This is a genomic window from Rhizobium changzhiense (genome assembly GCF_013087625.1).
GTDB classification, from domain to species: Bacteria; Pseudomonadota; Alphaproteobacteria; order Rhizobiales; family Rhizobiaceae; genus Rhizobium; species Rhizobium sophorae.
Genome location: NZ_JABFCQ010000002.1, coordinates 73,130 through 90,126, shown reverse-complemented (window position 1 = coordinate 90,126; position 16,997 = coordinate 73,130). Strand labels below are relative to the sequence as shown.

Below are 16,997 nucleotides of genomic sequence, written 5' to 3'. Positions count from 1 at the left end.
CTGACTTCCCTGCTGACATCGAACCGCGGCAGCTTCTTTTCGCCGAAACGATAGGTTTCCTCAAGCAGCGGATGCTGGAAAAGATGAAAGTATCGACAGCGCCGATCAGGCCGGCTTCTGGCGGCCGTAGAGCAGGAGCATGCCGATGATGACGGCGCCGTAGATGAGCTGGCGGCCGGCTTCCTCGATCTGCATCACCGAGAGGATGGATTGCAGCAGGGTGATCAGGATTACGCCCGCCACCGTTCCGAGGTAGGAACCTTTGCCGCCGAGCACATGCGTGCCGCCGAGAACGACGGCCGCGATCGACGGCAGCAGATAGGCGTCGCCCATGGATTGCGACGCCTTTGACGCGTAACCCGCCAGCAGAACGCCGCCGAGCGCGCTGAGCCCTCCCGAAATAACAAAAGCCAGAAGCGTAATGCGACGAGTATTGATGCCGGACATGTAGGCGGCGCGCTCCCGGTTTCCGATGGCGTAGAGCGACCGGCCGAAGGTCGTCCGCGTCAGCATGAAAACGGCGGCCAAACCCACGCATAGCCAGACGAGAACCCCGTTAGGGAGTCCCGGGATTGTGTAGCCGGTTGCCAGGAACCGCATGGCCGGCGTGGCCGAATCCTGCGGGGAGAAGCCGCCGGTGTAGACGACCATCAGCCCTTGCGCGACGGCATTGGTCGCCAGCGTGATGATCATCGAGGGAATGCGGAGATAGGCGACCGCCAGGCCGTTGACGAGACCGATCGCAGCGCCGCAGAAAATGCCGAAGGGGATCGCCAGAACCGAGCCGGTCGTACCATAAGCCGTCGCGGCGCAGGCCATCATCGCACCTGTCGTCACGACCCATGGCACCGAAAGGTCGATCTGGCCGAGCAGGATGACCGCCATCATGCCGGTGGCGATGACGCCGAGGAACGAGGCTACCTTCAGCTGCTGCAGTAGATAATCCGGCGACAAGAAATTCGGCGAATAGATCGATCCGGCGAGCAGAAGCAGGATGATGCATCCGAAGGCGGTTGCCACCGCCGGATCGATACCGCGCAGGCGTGTGGGCACTCGAAGCTGCCGCATGAGGGACGCTTCCTCGCTCATTGAAACCACTCCAGCCGATTGCGGACCCTGGCAAGCCCGATGCAGCCGATACTGATCGCCAGCATCAACACCACGCCCTGGAACAGCGGCTGCCAAAGCGGATCGAAATCGAAGACGAAGAGCAGGTCGCCGATCGTGCGAAAGGCCAGGGCTCCGAAGACAGCGCCGACGGCGCTTCCCTTGCCTCCCGCAAGGGAAACGCCGCCGAGCACCACCGCCGCGATTGAATAGAGCGTGTAGGCGTTGCCGCTCGCAAACGCCGCTTCGCCGGTATAGGAGAAAAAGGTGAGATAGAGCCCGCCGATCGCCGAAAGCAGTCCCGCCAATGCATAGGCGGTGAATTTCGCCCGCTTGACCGGCATTGCCGACATATAGGCGGCGTTCTCGGCCGAACCCACCGCATAGGCCGCCCTGCCGATCGCCGAGCGGCTGAACGGAACCCAGATGACGACAATGACAGCGAGGAGAACCACTAGGCTTGCCGGAACGATCCCAAAGAGCTTCGAGGTGAAGGCATCGGCCAAATCCTCGTTGACCGAGCCGCCGGGCGTCGGTCGCAGCAACAGCGCCAGCCCATAGAAGATCGCGCTGGTCGCGATCGTCGCCACGATCGGCTGCAGCCGGCCGAAGATGATGATGAGCCCGTTCAGCATGCCGCAGCCCAGCCCGGCGAGCAGCACCACGACGATGCCAGTTCCCGTCTGCAGCGGCGTGCCGACGACCAGCCAGGAGGCGAGGCAATTGCAGAGGACCAGAACCATGCCGGCCGAGAGATCGATGCCGGCGGTGATGACGACCAGGCATTGCGCCATGGCGACGAAGGCGAGCAGCGTCGCCTTGTTCGAAGCCGTCTGCACGACGTTGGGCGTGAAGCCCGCCGGGTGGTTCGAGACGTAGAGGGCGAACATGGCGACGAAGAGGAGTGCGGCAAACAGCGTTCCCTTCTGCTGCGCATACCAGAACCGCCGGTCGCCGGAAGCATGCTTGTTCATGGGGCAATCCTTTGCGCTACGTGGTCGCCGGCGATGTTGAGAGCTGCGCCGATCAGTTCGTGCTCGTTGATCTCGGCGCCTTCGAGCTCGCGGATGATGCGGCCGTCATACATGACGAGCACGCGGTCGCAGCAGCCGATCAGTTCATCGTAGTCGGTGGAGTAGAAGATGATCGCCGCGCCCGCATCGGCAAGCTTGTGCAGCAGCAGATAGATTTCCTGCTTGGTGCCGACGTCGATGCCGCGCGTCGGATCGTTGAGCAGGATGATACGCGGCCTGTTCATCAGCCATTTGGCGATAACCACCTTCTGCTGGTTACCGCCGGATAGCGCGGCAACGGGCATGTCGATCGTCGCGGCCTTGATCGCCAACAGCTTGAACAGATCGTCGATCTCGCGTCGTTCGGCCGCCCGATCGATGACGCCGTTGCGCGAGACGCGGTCGAGGGCTGCAATCGACAGGTTCTCGCGCACGGTCATCGGCAGCATCAGCCCTTCGGTCTTCCGATCCTCGGGGATCAGCGCCATGGAGATGCCGCCGGACTTGGCATCACGCGGGCTTTTCAGCGTCACCGGCCTGCCGTCGATTACGACTTCACCCTTCACATCGCGCAGCACGCCGAAGAGGGCCAGCAGCAATTCGCGCTGTCCCTGCCCGTCCAGGCCGCCGACGCCGATGATCTCGCCGGGCTTGATATCGAAGGTGATGCCGGAAAGCCTATCGCCCCAGGAAAGGTCGCGGCAGGAAAGGACCGGCTTTACCTCTCCGCGATGCGCCGGTTTCGGCGGAAAGACATTGCTGTATTCGCGGCCAATCATCAGCTCCACCACCTGCTGGTCGGTCTTCGTGCCGGCCGGATAGGATTCGATGCTGCGGCCGTTGCGGAAGACCGTGCACTCATCCGCCAGCTGGGCGATCTCGTTCATGCGGTGGGAGATATAGATTAGCGCCATTCCCTCGGCGCGCAGGCGCTTCAGCACGGCAAAGACCTTTTCGACATCCGACTGCGTCAGCGCCGAGGTCGCCTCGTCGAGGATCATCAGCCGCGGCTTGCGGGCAAGCGCCTTGGCGATCTCGACCATTTGCCGCCGGGACAGAGGGAGGTCCTTGACCAAGGCGGACGGATGAATGTCGGAGGCGCCGGCGCGCGCCAACGCTTCCTCGGCGATCCGCCGCTGCCTGCGCCGGTCTATCATGCCGAATTTCAGCGGTGGATTGCTGATGACGATGTTGTCGGCGACCGAGAGGTCGGGGATCAGCGAAAGCTCCTGGAAAACGCAGACGATGCCCGCCGCATTGGCGGCGGCCGGCGAGGCGAAGGCGATCTCCTTACCGTCGAGCAGCATGCGTCCTTCATCAGGCGCCACGACGCCCGCCATGATCTTGATCAGCGTTGATTTGCCGGCGCCGTTCTCGCCGAGGACGGCATGGATCGCGCCCGGCCGGATGGCGATATCGGCATCCTTAAGCGCGACGGCACCGCCATAGCGTTTCGATATGCCTTCCATGCGGAAAAGCGGTTCGGGCAAGGTCATGCATCCAGCCTCCATTCGGTCTATCACCTTCGAGATTGCGGGTGCGAACACCCGCAATCAGATCCGGAGGACGGCTGCTATTGGTTCTCTTTGGACTGCCCCATGATTTCCTGAGCGCTGAAATTAATGCCGCAGGTGGGGAAGGAATTGCCGACGAAGAAGTTGTCGGACTGGGTGGGATAATAATCCTCGCCTTCCTTGAAATCAGGATCCGAAACAATCGCGGTCGGCAGCTTGACGGCCTGCGGCACGACCTGACCTTCAAGGGCTGCAATCGCCGTCTTGATGGCGACGGCGACCTGGGCCGGGCCGGTGCCGGCGGACGAGCACTTCAGGCCGTCGGCGGCATGGGCAGCGCAGAATTTGCGGAAGCCATTTTCCGTCTCACCGCCGAAGGGCACGAAGGGATGTTTGGCATCGATCATCGCCTGCACGACGCCGGTATCGCCGCCCTGGGCAGTGATGCCGTCGAACGGGCCGTTGGTGGCGATCGCGTCAGCAGTTGCCTTCTGGGCAACGCCGTCATCCCATTTTCCGACGACCTCGGTTACCGTGAACTTCTTGCCCGAAGCGTCCAGGGTTTCGTGGATGCCGTTGTGGCGATCCGTATCGACCGAGGTGCCGGCGACGCCACGCACTTCCAGCACCTTGCCGCCGTTCGGCAGATGCTTCACCAGCCAGTCGGCCCAGAGGACACCGAGCCCCTTCTGGTCGACGTTGACATTGATAGCGTCCTTGGTGTCCAGGATATTGTCGAAAGCGACGAGGACGACCCCGGCCTCCTTGGCGCGCTTGATCACCGGCCCGAAGGCGGTCGGGTTCTGCGCGTTGACGACGATGGCATCATAACCGGCATCGATGAAGTTGTTGATGGCGGAAATCTGCGCCGGCACATCCTCGCCTGTGGAAACGACCTTGAACTCCTTCAGCTTGGCCGCGACATCGGGTTGGGCGGCGTAGGCCTTGGCCGTCTGCACCATCTGGATACGCCAGGTGTTGGCGATATAGCCGTTGGCGAGCGCGATGCGATAGGGGCCGTCCTTCTTCGGATATTGCAGGAACTGTGTGTCGGCTGCCCACGGCACCATGCAGCCGGGCTCGGCGGCCGGACCGGACACGACCTTCGGTTCCGCACTGGCCGCGCCGCAGAGCAGGGCAAGCGCGGATACGGAAAACGCGGCAATGCGAGCCAATTTGGCTTCTTTCACCTTAAACATGAATGTTCTCCTCCTCAGGCGGACCGAGCCGCCTCTCCTATGCTTTGATTTGCATACTTGGTCCCGGAAGGCTCCACCCCGTCCCTTTCCGGTACAATTTTAGGTTAACATAGTTGACAGCGCTGTCAAATCGTATCTGCTAGCGCTGTCAACTACAACAACGAGCGAATATTCTCTATTTTTAAAGAATATGAGAATCAATATTATGGGACGAATGGCGGGACTTGCATGCGGCGGATAACACTTGATGACGTGGCAAATCTTGCCGGCGTCAGCCCGATCACGGTTTCGAGGGTGCTGCGCAAGCCCGATGCGGTCTCGCCAGGCCTGCGGCTGCGCGTCGATGCCGCCGTCAAGGAACTCGGCTATGTGCCGAATATTGCCGCGAGCCGCCTCGCCTCCTCGCGCACGCATGCGATCGGCGTCATCGTTCCGACCCTCTACAACGTTATCTTCGCGGAATATCTGTTTGCGCTTCACGAGGTGCTGGTCGCCGCCGGCTTCCAGGTGATCGTCGTCAACAGCCGCTATTCCGAGATCGAGGAGGAAAACGCCATCAAGGCATTACTCGGGCAAAGGGTGGAGGCGATCATCATCGCCGGCACTCATCACACGCCGCTCTCGCGTCAGCTTCTCGCCCAGGCTCGTCTGCCCGTTGTCGAGACCTTCGAGCTTTCTCCAAACCCGATCGACCTCAACATCGGCATGTCGCAGGAGCATGCCGGGCAGACGGCGACGCAGCACCTGATCGAACGGGGTTTCCGCCGGATCGCCTTCCTGACCGGCAATCTCGACCACCGCGCCCAGTCGCGTTTCGACGGCTACCGGCTGGCGATGCGGGAGGCGGGGCTGCCGAATCTGGAGATCATCGCCGAGAGGCCACGCCATAGTTCCGTGGCACTCGGCTCCGACCTCTTCACCATGACGCATGAACGTGGCGACGTGCCCGAGGCGATCTTTTGCACTGACGACAATCTGGCGCTCGGCGCCATGCAGGAATGCCGCAAACGCGGCATCCGTGTGCCCGATGACATCTCGATCATCGGATTTCACGACCTGGAATTCGCCGCCTGCGCCGCACCCTCCCTCTCCTCGATCGCGACTCGGCGTTTCGAAACCGGAAAACTCGCGGCCGAAAGGGTGCTTGCCGCGTTGAATTCCTCCGTGGTATCGAGGGCCGAGCAGATCGACCTCGCCTTTGCCTTGATTCCGCGCGAAAGCACGGCAATCTGATCATATATTGTGCATACTTAATTTTTGCACACTTTTCAGGCTGGCGCGCTTGCCAAATTTGCTGCACTGCGTCATGAATATAGCCATGACGCATCTCGATCTGACAATTCTGGTGATCGACGAAAATGCCATTCGCGCCTCCATCATCGAAGAAGGCCTGCGCGAGGCAGGGCATACGCGCGTCACCGTCGTGCATGAGGTCAACGGCATCGCGCGAATCATCGAAACGCTGATGCCCGATGTGATCATCATCGATATCGAAAATCCCAACCGCGACATGATGGAGCATCTGTTCCAGCTGACGCGCACCGTCAGCCGCCCGATCGCCATGTTCGTCGACCGGTCCGACACGGCCTCGATCGAGGCTGCTGTCGATGCCGGCGTCTCGGCCTATATCGTCGATGGATTGAAGAAGGAACGCGTCAAACCGATCCTCGACATGGCCGTGAGCCGCTTCAATGCCTTCAACCGGCTGCGGCGGGAACTTGCCGATGCCCGCTCCGCGCTGGAGGAACGCAAGCTGGTCGAGCGCGCCAAGGGCATATTGATGAAGATGCGCGGCCTCTCCGAGGAAGAGGCTTTCGCCCTGCTGCGCCAGACAGCGATGAACGAAAAGAAGAAGATGTCGGACATTGCCCAGAGCGTCGTCACTGCCGCGGGGCTGTTGATGTAATGGCCGACCTGATGAATTTCCGGAGGAAACCGGAGTGGATATGATGACGAAGACCTCCAACTCCGGCGGCGACATGCCCTCGCCCGCGCGGGTGAACAACGAAGGACCGAAAGTACTGCGGGCGGGCTTCATTCCGCTCGTCGATGCATCGGTGCTGATTGCGGCCGCAGAATTCGGCTTCGCGCGGAAGGAAGGCCTGACGCTCGATCTCGTCAAGGACGTCTCCTGGGCGAATGTGCGTGACCGCCTGGCATTCCGCCAGTTCGACATCGCCCACATGCTGTCGCCGATGCCCGTCGCCTCGATGCTCGGCCTCGGCTCCAATCCCTCACCGACGATCACGCCATTTTCGCTGGGGCGCGGCGGCAACGCGATCACGCTGTCGACGCGGTTTTTCGACAGGATGCGGAATGACGCGGGATTGCCCGAAACGGCAAGCGCGCTCGACAATGCCCGCGCCCTGGCAAAAACATTGGCGGCAATGAAGGCGCGCGGCGAGCCGCTGCCGACTTTCGGGGTCACCTATCCCTTCTCCTCGCACAATTACGAATTCCGCTACTGGCTGGCGGCCGGCGGCATCGATCCCGACAAGGACGTCAGGCTTGTCGTGGTGCCGCCGCCCATGACTTCGGATGCGCTGGCAGCCGGTGCGATCGACGGTTTCTGCGTCGGCGCGCCGTGGAACATGGTCGCTTCAGAGCGCGGCGTCGGCCGCATCGTTGCCGCCAAGCAGGATATCTGGCCGTCGGCACCGGAAAAGGTGATCGGCATGCGGCCGGACTGGGCGGAAAGCCATCCGGAAACCGTTTCCCGGCTGATCGTGGCCCTCGACGCGGCAGCCCAGTGGTGCGACCGGCCGGAAAATCACGACGCGCTGGCGGCCGCTCTTGCCGACCCGCGCTATATCGCTGCCCCCGTCGAGATTATTCGCCGTGTGCTCGCCGGCGAATTCAGCCTCGACGCAAAGGGTAACCGCCGCATCATTGCCGATTATTTCATGTTCCATTCCGGCTTCGCCAATTATCCCCGGCCAAGCCATGCGCTTTGGATCTACAGCCAGATGATCCGCTGGGGACAGGCCGAGATCAGCCTCAACATGGCGAGGGCCGCGGCATCCGCTTACCGGCCGGATCTCTATCGCACGGCTCTCGGTGACGGCAACGCACCTGAAGATGCCGATATCCGCATCGAGGGCAGCGACGAGGGCGACCGTTTCATGGACGGCCACGTCTTCGACCCGGCGAGGCTGCCGGACTATGTCGCAGGTTTTGCCGTCAAAAGCGCCCTCCCCTTCATTTCCGACGACGAGGTCTAAGCGATGCCGGCATGCACAAAACGCCAGCAAGCATCTGCCCGCCTCACGACAAGCGCACAAAATATTTGCATGAGCAGGTGGTGGCCCGAAAAACAAGCAGGCGGCGCGTTTCGTAAAATATCATTTGTATTCAGTGGATTGAACATAAATCACAAAACTGGCACGCAGTTTGCATGGTCTTTGTAGCACCGGTCAATGACGATCAGCGCAGAGTGAGCGCGCGATAGACGCTCATGGAAGACACAGAGATTGCTCTTCGGATCGAAGAGGCAGGTTTTAGCTTGAGCAATCCGGCCAACGGATTGCCTCCAGGCAAATGGGCCAGAAGGCCCAAGAATTCGGCGTCCAACGGCGGGCGCCACCAGCAAAGCCGCTGATCAGGATATTTTGCGCGCCTCGGGTATGCGCGTCCTGACCAGCGGCTTTTTGTTTTAACCCTCAGCGATGGATCGGCACGACCTTGTCGGGCCTCGGAGAAGTTATGTCTGTCATCGAGAAATCACAGTCCATGTCCGCCGGCGAACCAGCCAAGGCATTGTGGATCTCCACTATAGCCTTCACGCTCTGTTTTGCCGTCTGGACGATCTTCGCGATCATCGGCATTCGCATCAAGCAGGATCTTGGCCTGAACGAGGCCGAGTTCGGATTGCTGGTCGGCACCCCCGTGCTCACCGGTTCGCTGGTGCGCATCGTCCTTGGCATCTGGACGGGGCGTTACGGCGGCCGTCTCGTTTACACGCTCACCATGCTGGCCGCCGCACTGGCGACCTTTCTGCTCTCTTACGCCCAGACCTATACACAGATGCTGATCGCCGGCCTCGGCGTCGGCCTCGCTGGCGGCTCCTTCGCAGTCGGTGTCGCCTATGTCTCGCCTTTCTTCCCGGCGGAGAAGCAGGGAACCGCGCTCGGCATCTTCGGCGCCGGCAATGTTGGCGCGGCTGTGACCAAATTCGCCGCCCCTTTCGTGCTGCTCGCATGGGGCTGGCAGGCGGTTGCGGAGATCTGGGCCGTCTGCCTGGCACTGATGGCAATCGTCTTCTGGTTCACCACGACCGATGATCCGGCCTTCCGTCTCCGCCGCGAACGCGGCGCTACCTCCAAGAGTTTTGCCCAGGAATTCGCGCCGCTGCAGAACGTTCAGGTCTGGCGCTTCTCGCTCTATTATTTCTTCGCCTTCGGAGGCTTCGTCGCCCTGTCGCTGTGGCTGCCGCGCTATCTGGTCGGCGTCTATGGCTTCAACCTGGAAACCGCCGGCATGGTCGCGGCCGCCTATTCCATCCCGGGCAGCATTTTCCGCGCCTTCGGCGGCGTGCTGTCGGACAAGAAGGGCGCGCGTAGCGTGATGTATACGATGCTTGCCGTGTCGGCCGTCGCCACCCTCATCCTTTCGCTGCCGGCTGCTTCCAGTGGCGGGACGGGTCCGGCGTTCGGCCTCACCCCCGTCATCTTCATCGTCGTCATCTTCGTGCTCGGCTTCTTCATGAGCCTCGGCAAGGCCGCCGTCTACAAGCACATTCCGGCCTATTATCCGGAAAACGTCGGCGCAGTCGGCGGCGTCGTCGGGATGATGGGCGGCCTTGGCGGCTTCATCCTTCCGATTGCCTTTGGCCTCCTCAAGGACATGACCGGCCTTTGGTCCAGCTGTTTCCTGCTGCTTTTTGCGATCGTCGTCATCTCTCTCATCTGGATGCACCTGTCCGTCAAGCAACTGTCGCGCCAAGGGCACTCGGCGCCCGTGGCTGCAACCTGATCTAAGGACCTGGAAATATGACCGAAAAACTTGTCATCATCGGCAATGGCATGGCGCCCGGGCGCATGCTGGAGCACCTCTTCGAGCAGGCGCCGGGTCGCTATGAAGTTACGATCTTCAATGCCGAGCCGCGCGTCAATTACGACCGCATCATGCTGTCGCCGGTTCTCTCAGGAGAAAAGGACTACGAGCAGATCATCATTCACGGTGACGGCTGGTATATCAAGCACGGCATCATGCTCTACAAGGGCCACAAGATCGTCAATATCGATCGCGCCGCCAAGACCGTCACCTCCGACCACGGCGTCACCGAAAGCTACGATAAGCTGGTGATCGCAACCGGGTCGGTGCCCTTCATCATCCCTGTTCCCGGCAAGGATCTGCCCGGCGTCATCACCTATCGCGATCTCGACGACGTGCAGGCAATGCTGCTTGCCGCCCAGTCGCGCGAAAAGGCGGTCGTCATCGGCGGTGGCCTGCTTGGCCTCGAAGCAGCGGCCGGTCTTGCCCAGCGCGGCATGGACGTCACCGTGCTGCATGTTATGCCGACGCTGATGGAGCGCCAGCTCGACCCGGCCGCCGGCTATCTGCTGCAGAAGGCGGTAGAAGAACGCGGCATCAAGGTCATCTGCAAGGCCAATACCAAGGCGATCGTTGGCAATGGTAAGGTCGAGGGCATCGAGCTTGACGACGGCCGCATCATCCCGGCAACGCTGGTTGTGATGGCCGTCGGCATTCGTCCGAGTGTCGGCCTGGCGAAGGACGCCGGCATTGCGGTCAATCGCGGCATCGTCGTCGATGCCGGCATGCAGACCTCGGACGGCGATATTCTCGCGCTCGGCGAATGCGCCGAGGTGGGCGGCATGGTCTATGGCCTCGTTGCGCCGCTCTATGAAATGGCCCGTATCGCCGCCTCGCATCTCTCCGGCGATCGCTCGCCGGCCTTCGTTCATGCGGATACGCCGACCAAGCTCAAGGTCACCGGCATCGAGCTTTATTCACTCGGCGATTTCGCGGACGGCGACGACCGCGAGGAGATCGTGCTGCGCGATGCCAGCGCCGGCGTCTACAAGCGCCTGGTGCTGAAGGACAATAAGATCATCGGCACCGTGCTTTACGGCGAAACCGCCGATGGTGCCTGGTTCAATGACCTGAAGAAGAAGGCAACCGATATTTCGGAGATGCGCGAGACGCTGATCTTCGGACAGGCCTATCAGGGAGGGTCGCCGCTGGACCCTATGGCGGCCGTTGCAGCCTTGCCGGATGACGCGGAGATTTGTGGCTGCAACGGCGTATGCAAGGGCAAGATCACTTCGACGATTTCAGGCAAGGGGCTGACGTCGCTCGACGATGTACGCGCCCACACGAAGGCATCCGCCTCGTGCGGCTCCTGCACCGGCCTCGTCGAACAACTCATGGCGCTGACGCTCGGCGACAGCTACAATCCGACTGCCGTACAGCCGATGTGCACCTGCACCGAACTCGGCCATGACGACGTTCGCCGGCTGATCAAGGCCAAGGGTCTGAAGAGCATCCCTGCCGTCATGCAGGAGCTCGAATGGAAGACCTCCTGCGGCTGCGCCAAATGTCGGCCGGCGCTCAACTATTACCTGGTCTGCGACTGGCCGGACGAATATGCCGACGACTACCAGTCGCGTTTCATCAATGAACGCGTGCATGCCAACATCCAGAAGGACGGCACCTACTCCGTCGTTCCGCGCATGTGGGGCGGCGTCACCAATTCGAACGAGCTGCGCGCCATCGCCGATGTCGTCGACAAGTTCGAGATCCCGATGGTGAAGGTGACGGGCGGTCAGCGCATCGACCTGCTCGGCATCGAGAAGGAAGACCTGCCCGCCGTCTGGGCCGATCTCGGCAAGGCCGGCTTCGTCTCCGGCCAGGCTTATGCCAAGGGCCTGCGCACCGTGAAGACCTGTGTGGGTTCGGACTGGTGTCGCTTCGGCACGCAGGATTCCACCGGCCTCGGTATCCGCATCGAAAGGTTCATGTGGGGCTCCTGGACGCCGGCCAAGCTGAAGATGGCCGTCTCCGGCTGCCCGCGCAACTGCGCGGAAGCAACCTGCAAGGATATCGGCGTGATCTGCGTGGATTCCGGTTTCGAGATCCATTTCGCCGGTGCGGCCGGTCTCGACATCAAGGGCACGGAGGTCCTTGGTCTTGTCCGGACCGAGGACGAGGCGCTGGAGTATATCGTGGCCCTGACGCAGATGTACCGCGAGCAAGCCCGCTATCTCGAGCGCATCTACAAATGGGCCAAGCGCATCGGCCTGGAGGAAATCCGCCGCCAGATCATGGGCGATGCCGAAAAGCGCAAAGCCTATTACGAGCGCTTCGTCTTCTCCCAGAAATTTGCCCAGGTCGACCCCTGGTCGGAGCGTGTTTCCGGCAAGGACAAGCACGAGTTCAAGCCGATGGCGACGATCGGCTATCCGCAGGCTGCAGAATAAGGAGATGGACATGAACTGGCCCAATGAAAACTGGCATCCAATCGGTGACATCTCCGACATCCCGTTGCGCGGTGCGCGTTGCGTGAAGACGCCGCAGGGCAAGATCGCCGTCTTCCGCACGGCCGAAAACGAGGTCTTCGCCATCGAGGACCACTGCCCGCACAAGGGCGGCCCGCTCTCCCAGGGCATCGTGCATGCCAAAGCGGTCACCTGCCCGCTGCACAACTGGGTGATCTCGCTGGAAACAGGCAAGGCGCTCGGCGCCGATGAAGGCGAGGTCCGGACGATCCAGGTGCTGAACGAAGACGGCAGGCTGTTCATCGCTCTGGAAAGCCTGATGATGGCGGCGGAATAGATGGCGGCGGAGGTCAAGACCACCTGTCCCTATTGCGGTGTCGGCTGCGGCGTAATCGCCACGGTCGACGAGGCCGGCGCAGTCAGCGTCAAAGGAGATCCCGAGCATCCGTCGAATTTCGGCCGGCTCTGCTCGAAGGGTTCAGCCCTTGCCGAAACCATCGATCTCGATGGCCGGCTTCTCCATCCCGAGATCGAAGGCAAACAGAGCGGCTGGGACGAGGCGCTCGATCTGGTCGCCCGCCGTTTTTCTGAAACGATCGCCGAACACGGGCCTGACGCCGTTGCCTTCTACGTCTCGGGCCAGTTGCTGACCGAGGATTACTATGTCGCCAACAAGCTGATGAAGGGCTTCGTCGGCTCAGGCAATATCGACACCAATTCAAGGCTTTGCATGTCCTCTTCCGTGGCGGGGCATCGCCGCGCCTTCGGCGCCGATACGGTGCCCGGGAACTATGAGGATATCGAACTTGCGGATCTGGTGATCCTGACCGGCTCCAACCTTGCCTGGTGTCATCCCGTCATCTACCAGCGGCTTGCCGCCGCAAAGACGGCACGGCCAAACATGCGGATCGTCGTCATCGATCCGCGCCGGACGATGACCTGCGACATCGCCGACCTGCATCTCGCCATCCGTCCTGATGGCGACGTTGCGCTGTTCATGGGACTGCTTGCCCATCTCGCGACCAGTCCGGCAATCGACCAGAATTATATCGGCGCCCATACCGAAGGTTTCGGCGACGCTTTTGCGACTGCCGCCGCGCTCGACATCACCGATCTCCTGGAACGAACCGGCCTGCCGGCCATGCAGATCAGGGAGTTCTTCCGCCTGTTCGAGACGACGCCGAAGGTCGTGACCTGCTACAGCCAGGGCGTCAACCAATCCTCCTCCGGCACCGACAAGGTCAATGCCATCCTCAACTGTCACCTGGCGACCGGCCGCATCGGCCGCCCCGGCATGGGACCGTTTTCGCTGACCGGCCAGCCGAACGCCATGGGCGGACGCGAGGTTGGCGGTCTCGCCAATATGCTTGCCGCCCATATGGCGATCGAGAATGCCGAGGACCGAGACCGTGTACAACGCTTCTGGAACTCGCCGGTCATCGCCGCGAAACCCGGCCTGAAGGCGGTCGACATGTTCCAAGCCGTGGCCGACGGGCGCATCAAGGCGCTGTGGATCATGGCGACCAATCCTGTCGTCTCGATGCCGGATGCCGACAGTGTCGAAAACGCGATCGCCGCCTGTACCTTCGTCGTCGTCTCGGACATCCTCAAAGAGACGGATACGACCCGGCACGCAGATGTGCTTCTGCCCTCGCTCGGCTGGGGCGAGAAGGATGGCACCGTCACCAACTCCGAACGGCGCATTTCAAGGCAACGGCCGTTTCTCGACATCCCTGGCGATGCAAGGGCCGACTGGTGGCAGCTTGCGGAGGTCGGACGCCGCATGGGATTTGCCGCCGCCTTCGATTTTGATGCGCCGGCGGCAATCTTCGCCGAGCACGCCGCGCTTTCCGCCTTCGAAAATAACGGCAGCCGCGATTTCGACATCGGGGCGCGCGCCGGCATGAGCGGCGGGGCCTATGACGAACTGTCGCCCTTCCAGTGGCCGCAGGCGGCAGGGACAGAACCAAACACCACCCGCTTCTTCGCCGAGGGCGGTTTCTTCCATCCCGATCGCAAGGCGCGCTTCGTCGCGGTCAAACCGCCCGCAACCGATCGCACCAATGCCGAGTACCCGTTCACGCTGAATACCGGGCGCATCCGCGACCAGTGGCACACGATGACGCGAACCGGAAAGAGCGCGCGGCTTTCCGCCCATATAGCCGAACCCTTTGCCGAGATCCATCCACGCGACGCGATCGAGACCGGTATATCAAGCGCGGGCCTCGTCGAGATCGACAGCCCGCACGGCAAGGCAATCGTCAGGGCACTGGTGACCGATCGCCAGGCGCGCGGCGGCATCTTTGCGCCGATGCACTGGAACGACCAGTTCGCCGCAAGAGCGCGAATCGACGCCGTGGTCGCGCCGATAACCGATCCCATTTCCGGTCAGCCGGCATCGAAGAACGTTGCCGTCGCCGTCCGGCCCTTTAGCGCCACCCATTACGGTTTCGCCGTCTCGGCGACAAAACCCGCCACGCCTGACGCGGCCTATTGGGCGCTGGCAAAAGCCGCCGGCGGCTGGCGGCTGGAGCTTGCCTTCGGCGAACCCGTCGAAGACTGGACGGCCTGGTGCCGGGCGGTTTTCGCCATTCCGGCCGAGATCGAACCGCTTGGTTATGCCGACCGGCAATCCGGCGACCTCAGGCTCGCCTTCTTCGACGGCGAGGTCCTGCTTGCGGCGCTGTTTCTCGCCCGCGAGCCCGTCGCTGTCGCGCGCAACTGGGCGATCTCACAACTCTCCGCCTCGCATGGCGACCTCAGGAAGCGCTTTGCGCTGGTCGCAGGCCGTCCCGGCGCCGGCAGGCCGGATCCGGGCGCCACCGTCTGCTCCTGCTTCAGTGTCGGGGTCAACCAGATCGCGGCTGCCGTGCGCGGCGGATGTCACAGCGTCGAGGCGGTCGGCAAGGAAACCAGTGCAGGAACCAATTGCGGCTCCTGCCGTAGCGAAATCGGCAGGATCATCGATCGCTGTCTTGCCGCAGCCGCGGAGTGAACCGCGCAAAAGCAAGCAGGACGCAGCCGGAGCACTGTCAGGCCGCGTTCGGGACGATAAGCATCCTGTGATCGGAGGAGATGCGGACCGAAATCTCGTCATAGGATGAAAGCGTCGGATGCGGCGTCTCCATCTTCTGGTGATGTGTTGCCGTGATGACCATGACATCGGCACCCGCCGCCTCGCCGGCGGTAATGCCGGCTGCGACATCCTCGAACACCAGGCAATCCTGCGTGCTGACGCCGAGGCGCTCGGCGCCCAGAATATAACATTGCGGGTCGGGTTTTCCGACCTTCACGTCCTCCGCCGTCACCATGAATTTCGGCACCGGCAAGCCTGCCGCCTCCAACCGCCGGTGAGCAAGGCGCAACGGCGAGGAGGTGACGATCGCCCAGCGATCCGGAGGCAGTGAACTCAGAAAGGTCGCGGCGCCGGGAATCGCAACGACGTCGCTGACATCGGCGATTTCGGCCTCGGTCACCAGTCTCGATTCATGTTCCGGATCGACTCCCGGCAGGTTCAGCCGGGTGATCGTGTCAATGCCGCGCGATCCATGCATCTTCGGCAAAAAGGTAGCGACATCGAGCCCATGACGCCTTGCCCAGTCGCTCCATACACGCTCGGCCGCACGGATCGAATTGAGGATGGTGCCGTCCATATCGAACAGAAAGGCGGCATAGGGCTTCTCGAAGCCGCGGGGCATCGGCATAGACAAAAGGCTGATCCTTCAGGGAAAGAGTCGAACGGTGGTCGCTATCGCGATGAAACGGCAAATCATTGGGTTTTGCAAGCTTTCGGGAATGGCGGTGACGCCTCCCGACCGCCTTCACCTAAAAAGCCGCCCTACCGGAGGTGACGATCAAGTCGCAGGAAAGCCGGAGGCCGATCGGGTCGTGGCAGAGGTCGTCGGCACCATCGGCGAGTTCCAGTGCGGCCGAAGCATTGGCGCGCAGGTAGGCTTGCGTAGTCGGATCGACGCGCATCGGAGCGGCGGTCCAGAGTGAGGGACGGCTGACGTCGATTGCGGAAATTTTAGCCTTGTCATTCTTGACGGCGTAGGACGCGACCGTCATGCCACTCAGCGTCAAGGTGAGTGCAAGTGCGATCTGGAGACCGAGATCTGCGGCTTCGCGAAAGGAGATGAACATAGCGGCCTCATGCCACGGTTTTTTAGTATCTCCGCATGCAAGTAGGACATGCGCCGGCGCCGATCCAGCGACATCGCCCGTTAAGGTTTACGCATAACCATGCCGGGTATGCCGCGAGGCTTGAATGCAGGTTTTCGGCAAATTTCGGAACAATGATTCCAGCAGGCAGTTACCTCAGGGTCATCCAAGATGAAAATCCAAGGAGGATATCCCATGCCTAGATCCCTTATTGCCGCTTCGCTGCTCGCGATCGGCATGGCGTCGTCGGCTTTTGCCCAGTCTAACCCGAGTCCGATCGGGCCAACGAATGGCGGCTCGACCGACCCCGGTTCCGGCACCTATTCATCCGATTACACCAATGATGACAACGGCATTCGTCCGGTACCCGTCTCGCCGGTCGATCCGACGACGACACAGAGCATCGGCCGACCGCAGACGATGGAATGCCCCGGCTTGCCGCAACAGATGTCCGGCGTCGACACGCGCGGCGGCCAGAGTGGCGCATCGATCAGCGAAGCCTGCCGCGAATACGACAACTAAGCGACAGACTGCCGCTCTCAGAAA

At 61.9% G+C, this 16,997-nt stretch carries 14 protein-coding genes; 8 read left to right on the top strand and 6 right to left on the bottom strand.

The genetic code is table 11. The features are described from left to right. Positions 1-105: 105 nt before the first annotated feature. The 4 genes from G9X68_RS09800 to G9X68_RS09785 all read right to left on the bottom strand — a co-directional run bounded on the left by G9X68_RS09800 (position 106) and on the right by G9X68_RS09785 (position 4,833). Positions 106-1,089: an ABC transporter permease gene (locus G9X68_RS09800; RefSeq protein WP_072638700.1), complete on the bottom strand. Its 984-nt coding sequence runs from the start codon at positions 1,087-1,089 to the stop codon at positions 106-108. Beyond that, complete coding sequence (locus G9X68_RS09795; protein ID WP_017991160.1) at positions 1,086-2,081, bottom strand: ABC transporter permease; 996 nt, start codon at positions 2,079-2,081, stop codon at positions 1,086-1,088. Before G9X68_RS09795 ends, G9X68_RS09800 begins: the two co-directional genes overlap by 4 nt. Further along, complete coding sequence (locus G9X68_RS09790; protein WP_171602238.1) at positions 2,078-3,616, bottom strand: sugar ABC transporter ATP-binding protein; 1,539 nt, start codon at positions 3,614-3,616, stop codon at positions 2,078-2,080. Before G9X68_RS09790 ends, G9X68_RS09795 begins: the two co-directional genes overlap by 4 nt. A gap of 77 nt (positions 3,617-3,693) precedes the next feature. After that, positions 3,694-4,833: a sugar ABC transporter substrate-binding protein gene (locus G9X68_RS09785; RefSeq protein ID WP_003538869.1), complete on the bottom strand. Its 1,140-nt coding sequence runs from the start codon at positions 4,831-4,833 to the stop codon at positions 3,694-3,696. A gap of 228 nt (positions 4,834-5,061) precedes the next feature. Here G9X68_RS09785 and G9X68_RS09780 point away from each other — a divergent pair, with 228 nt between their 5' ends. The 7 genes from G9X68_RS09780 (at position 5,062) to G9X68_RS09750 (ending at position 15,285) form a co-directional block, all read left to right on the top strand. Next, complete coding sequence (locus G9X68_RS09780; RefSeq protein ID WP_171602237.1) at positions 5,062-6,066, top strand: LacI family DNA-binding transcriptional regulator; 1,005 nt, start codon at positions 5,062-5,064, stop codon at positions 6,064-6,066. Positions 6,067-6,151: 85 nt separating this feature from the next. Then, positions 6,152-6,739: an ANTAR domain-containing response regulator gene (locus G9X68_RS09775; protein ID WP_168310182.1), complete on the top strand. Its 588-nt coding sequence runs from the start codon at positions 6,152-6,154 to the stop codon at positions 6,737-6,739. Positions 6,740-6,773: 34 nt separating this feature from the next. Then, positions 6,774-8,054: an ABC transporter substrate-binding protein gene (locus tag G9X68_RS09770; RefSeq protein ID WP_171602236.1), complete on the top strand. Its 1,281-nt coding sequence runs from the start codon at positions 6,774-6,776 to the stop codon at positions 8,052-8,054. 481 nt (positions 8,055-8,535) lie between these two features. Then, the gene (locus G9X68_RS09765; protein WP_171602235.1) at positions 8,536-9,804 is read left to right on the top strand and encodes an MFS transporter; all 1,269 of its coding nucleotides are present in this window, start codon (positions 8,536-8,538) and stop codon (positions 9,802-9,804) included. 17 nt (positions 9,805-9,821) lie between these two features. Beyond that, the gene (gene nirB, locus G9X68_RS09760; protein WP_011651608.1) at positions 9,822-12,272 is read left to right on the top strand and encodes a nitrite reductase large subunit NirB; all 2,451 of its coding nucleotides are present in this window, start codon (positions 9,822-9,824) and stop codon (positions 12,270-12,272) included. Between the two features lie 4 nt (positions 12,273-12,276). Further along, the gene (gene nirD / locus G9X68_RS09755; RefSeq protein WP_171602234.1) at positions 12,277-12,627 is read left to right on the top strand and encodes a nitrite reductase small subunit NirD; all 351 of its coding nucleotides are present in this window, start codon (positions 12,277-12,279) and stop codon (positions 12,625-12,627) included. Continuing rightward, positions 12,628-15,285 (top strand): nitrate reductase, encoded by a 2,658-nt coding sequence (locus tag G9X68_RS09750; protein ID WP_171602233.1) that lies wholly within the window; start codon positions 12,628-12,630, stop codon positions 15,283-15,285. A gap of 37 nt (positions 15,286-15,322) precedes the next feature. Here the strand turns inward: G9X68_RS09750 and G9X68_RS09745 are convergent, their stop codons facing one another. Both G9X68_RS09745 and G9X68_RS09740 read right to left on the bottom strand, forming a co-directional pair. Further along, complete coding sequence (locus G9X68_RS09745) at positions 15,323-16,000, bottom strand: HAD family hydrolase (RefSeq protein WP_171602232.1); 678 nt, start codon at positions 15,998-16,000, stop codon at positions 15,323-15,325. Positions 16,001-16,115: 115 nt separating this feature from the next. Continuing rightward, on the bottom strand, positions 16,116-16,433 hold the full coding sequence (locus G9X68_RS09740) for a hypothetical protein (RefSeq protein WP_171602231.1): 318 nt from the start codon (positions 16,431-16,433) through the stop codon (positions 16,116-16,118). 213 nt (positions 16,434-16,646) lie between these two features. Between G9X68_RS09740 and G9X68_RS09735 the strand changes: the two genes are divergently transcribed. Then, positions 16,647-16,973: a hypothetical protein gene (locus G9X68_RS09735; RefSeq protein WP_171602230.1), complete on the top strand. Its 327-nt coding sequence runs from the start codon at positions 16,647-16,649 to the stop codon at positions 16,971-16,973. The last annotated feature ends 24 nt before the right edge of the window (positions 16,974-16,997 follow it).

Coding starts and splice junctions, on each gene's coding strand:
- G9X68_RS09800 (WP_072638700.1), bottom strand. CDS start 1,089: ATGAGCGAGGAAGCGTCCCTCATGCGGCAGCTTCGAGTGCCCACACGC.
- G9X68_RS09795 (WP_017991160.1), bottom strand. CDS start 2,081: ATGAACAAGCATGCTTCCGGCGACCGGCGGTTCTGGTATGCGCAGCAG.
- G9X68_RS09790 (WP_171602238.1), bottom strand. CDS start 3,616: ATGACCTTGCCCGAACCGCTTTTCCGCATGGAAGGCATATCGAAACGC.
- G9X68_RS09785 (WP_003538869.1), bottom strand. CDS start 4,833: ATGTTTAAGGTGAAAGAAGCCAAATTGGCTCGCATTGCCGCGTTTTCC.
- G9X68_RS09780 (WP_171602237.1), top strand. CDS start 5,062: ATGCGGCGGATAACACTTGATGACGTGGCAAATCTTGCCGGCGTCAGC.
- G9X68_RS09775 (WP_168310182.1), top strand. CDS start 6,152: ATGACGCATCTCGATCTGACAATTCTGGTGATCGACGAAAATGCCATT.
- G9X68_RS09765 (WP_171602235.1), top strand. CDS start 8,536: ATGTCTGTCATCGAGAAATCACAGTCCATGTCCGCCGGCGAACCAGCC.
- nirB (WP_011651608.1), top strand. CDS start 9,822: ATGACCGAAAAACTTGTCATCATCGGCAATGGCATGGCGCCCGGGCGC.
- nirD (WP_171602234.1), top strand. CDS start 12,277: ATGGACATGAACTGGCCCAATGAAAACTGGCATCCAATCGGTGACATC.
- G9X68_RS09750 (WP_171602233.1), top strand. CDS start 12,628: ATGGCGGCGGAGGTCAAGACCACCTGTCCCTATTGCGGTGTCGGCTGC.
- G9X68_RS09740 (WP_171602231.1), bottom strand. CDS start 16,433: ATGTTCATCTCCTTTCGCGAAGCCGCAGATCTCGGTCTCCAGATCGCA.
- G9X68_RS09735 (WP_171602230.1), top strand. CDS start 16,647: ATGCCTAGATCCCTTATTGCCGCTTCGCTGCTCGCGATCGGCATGGCG.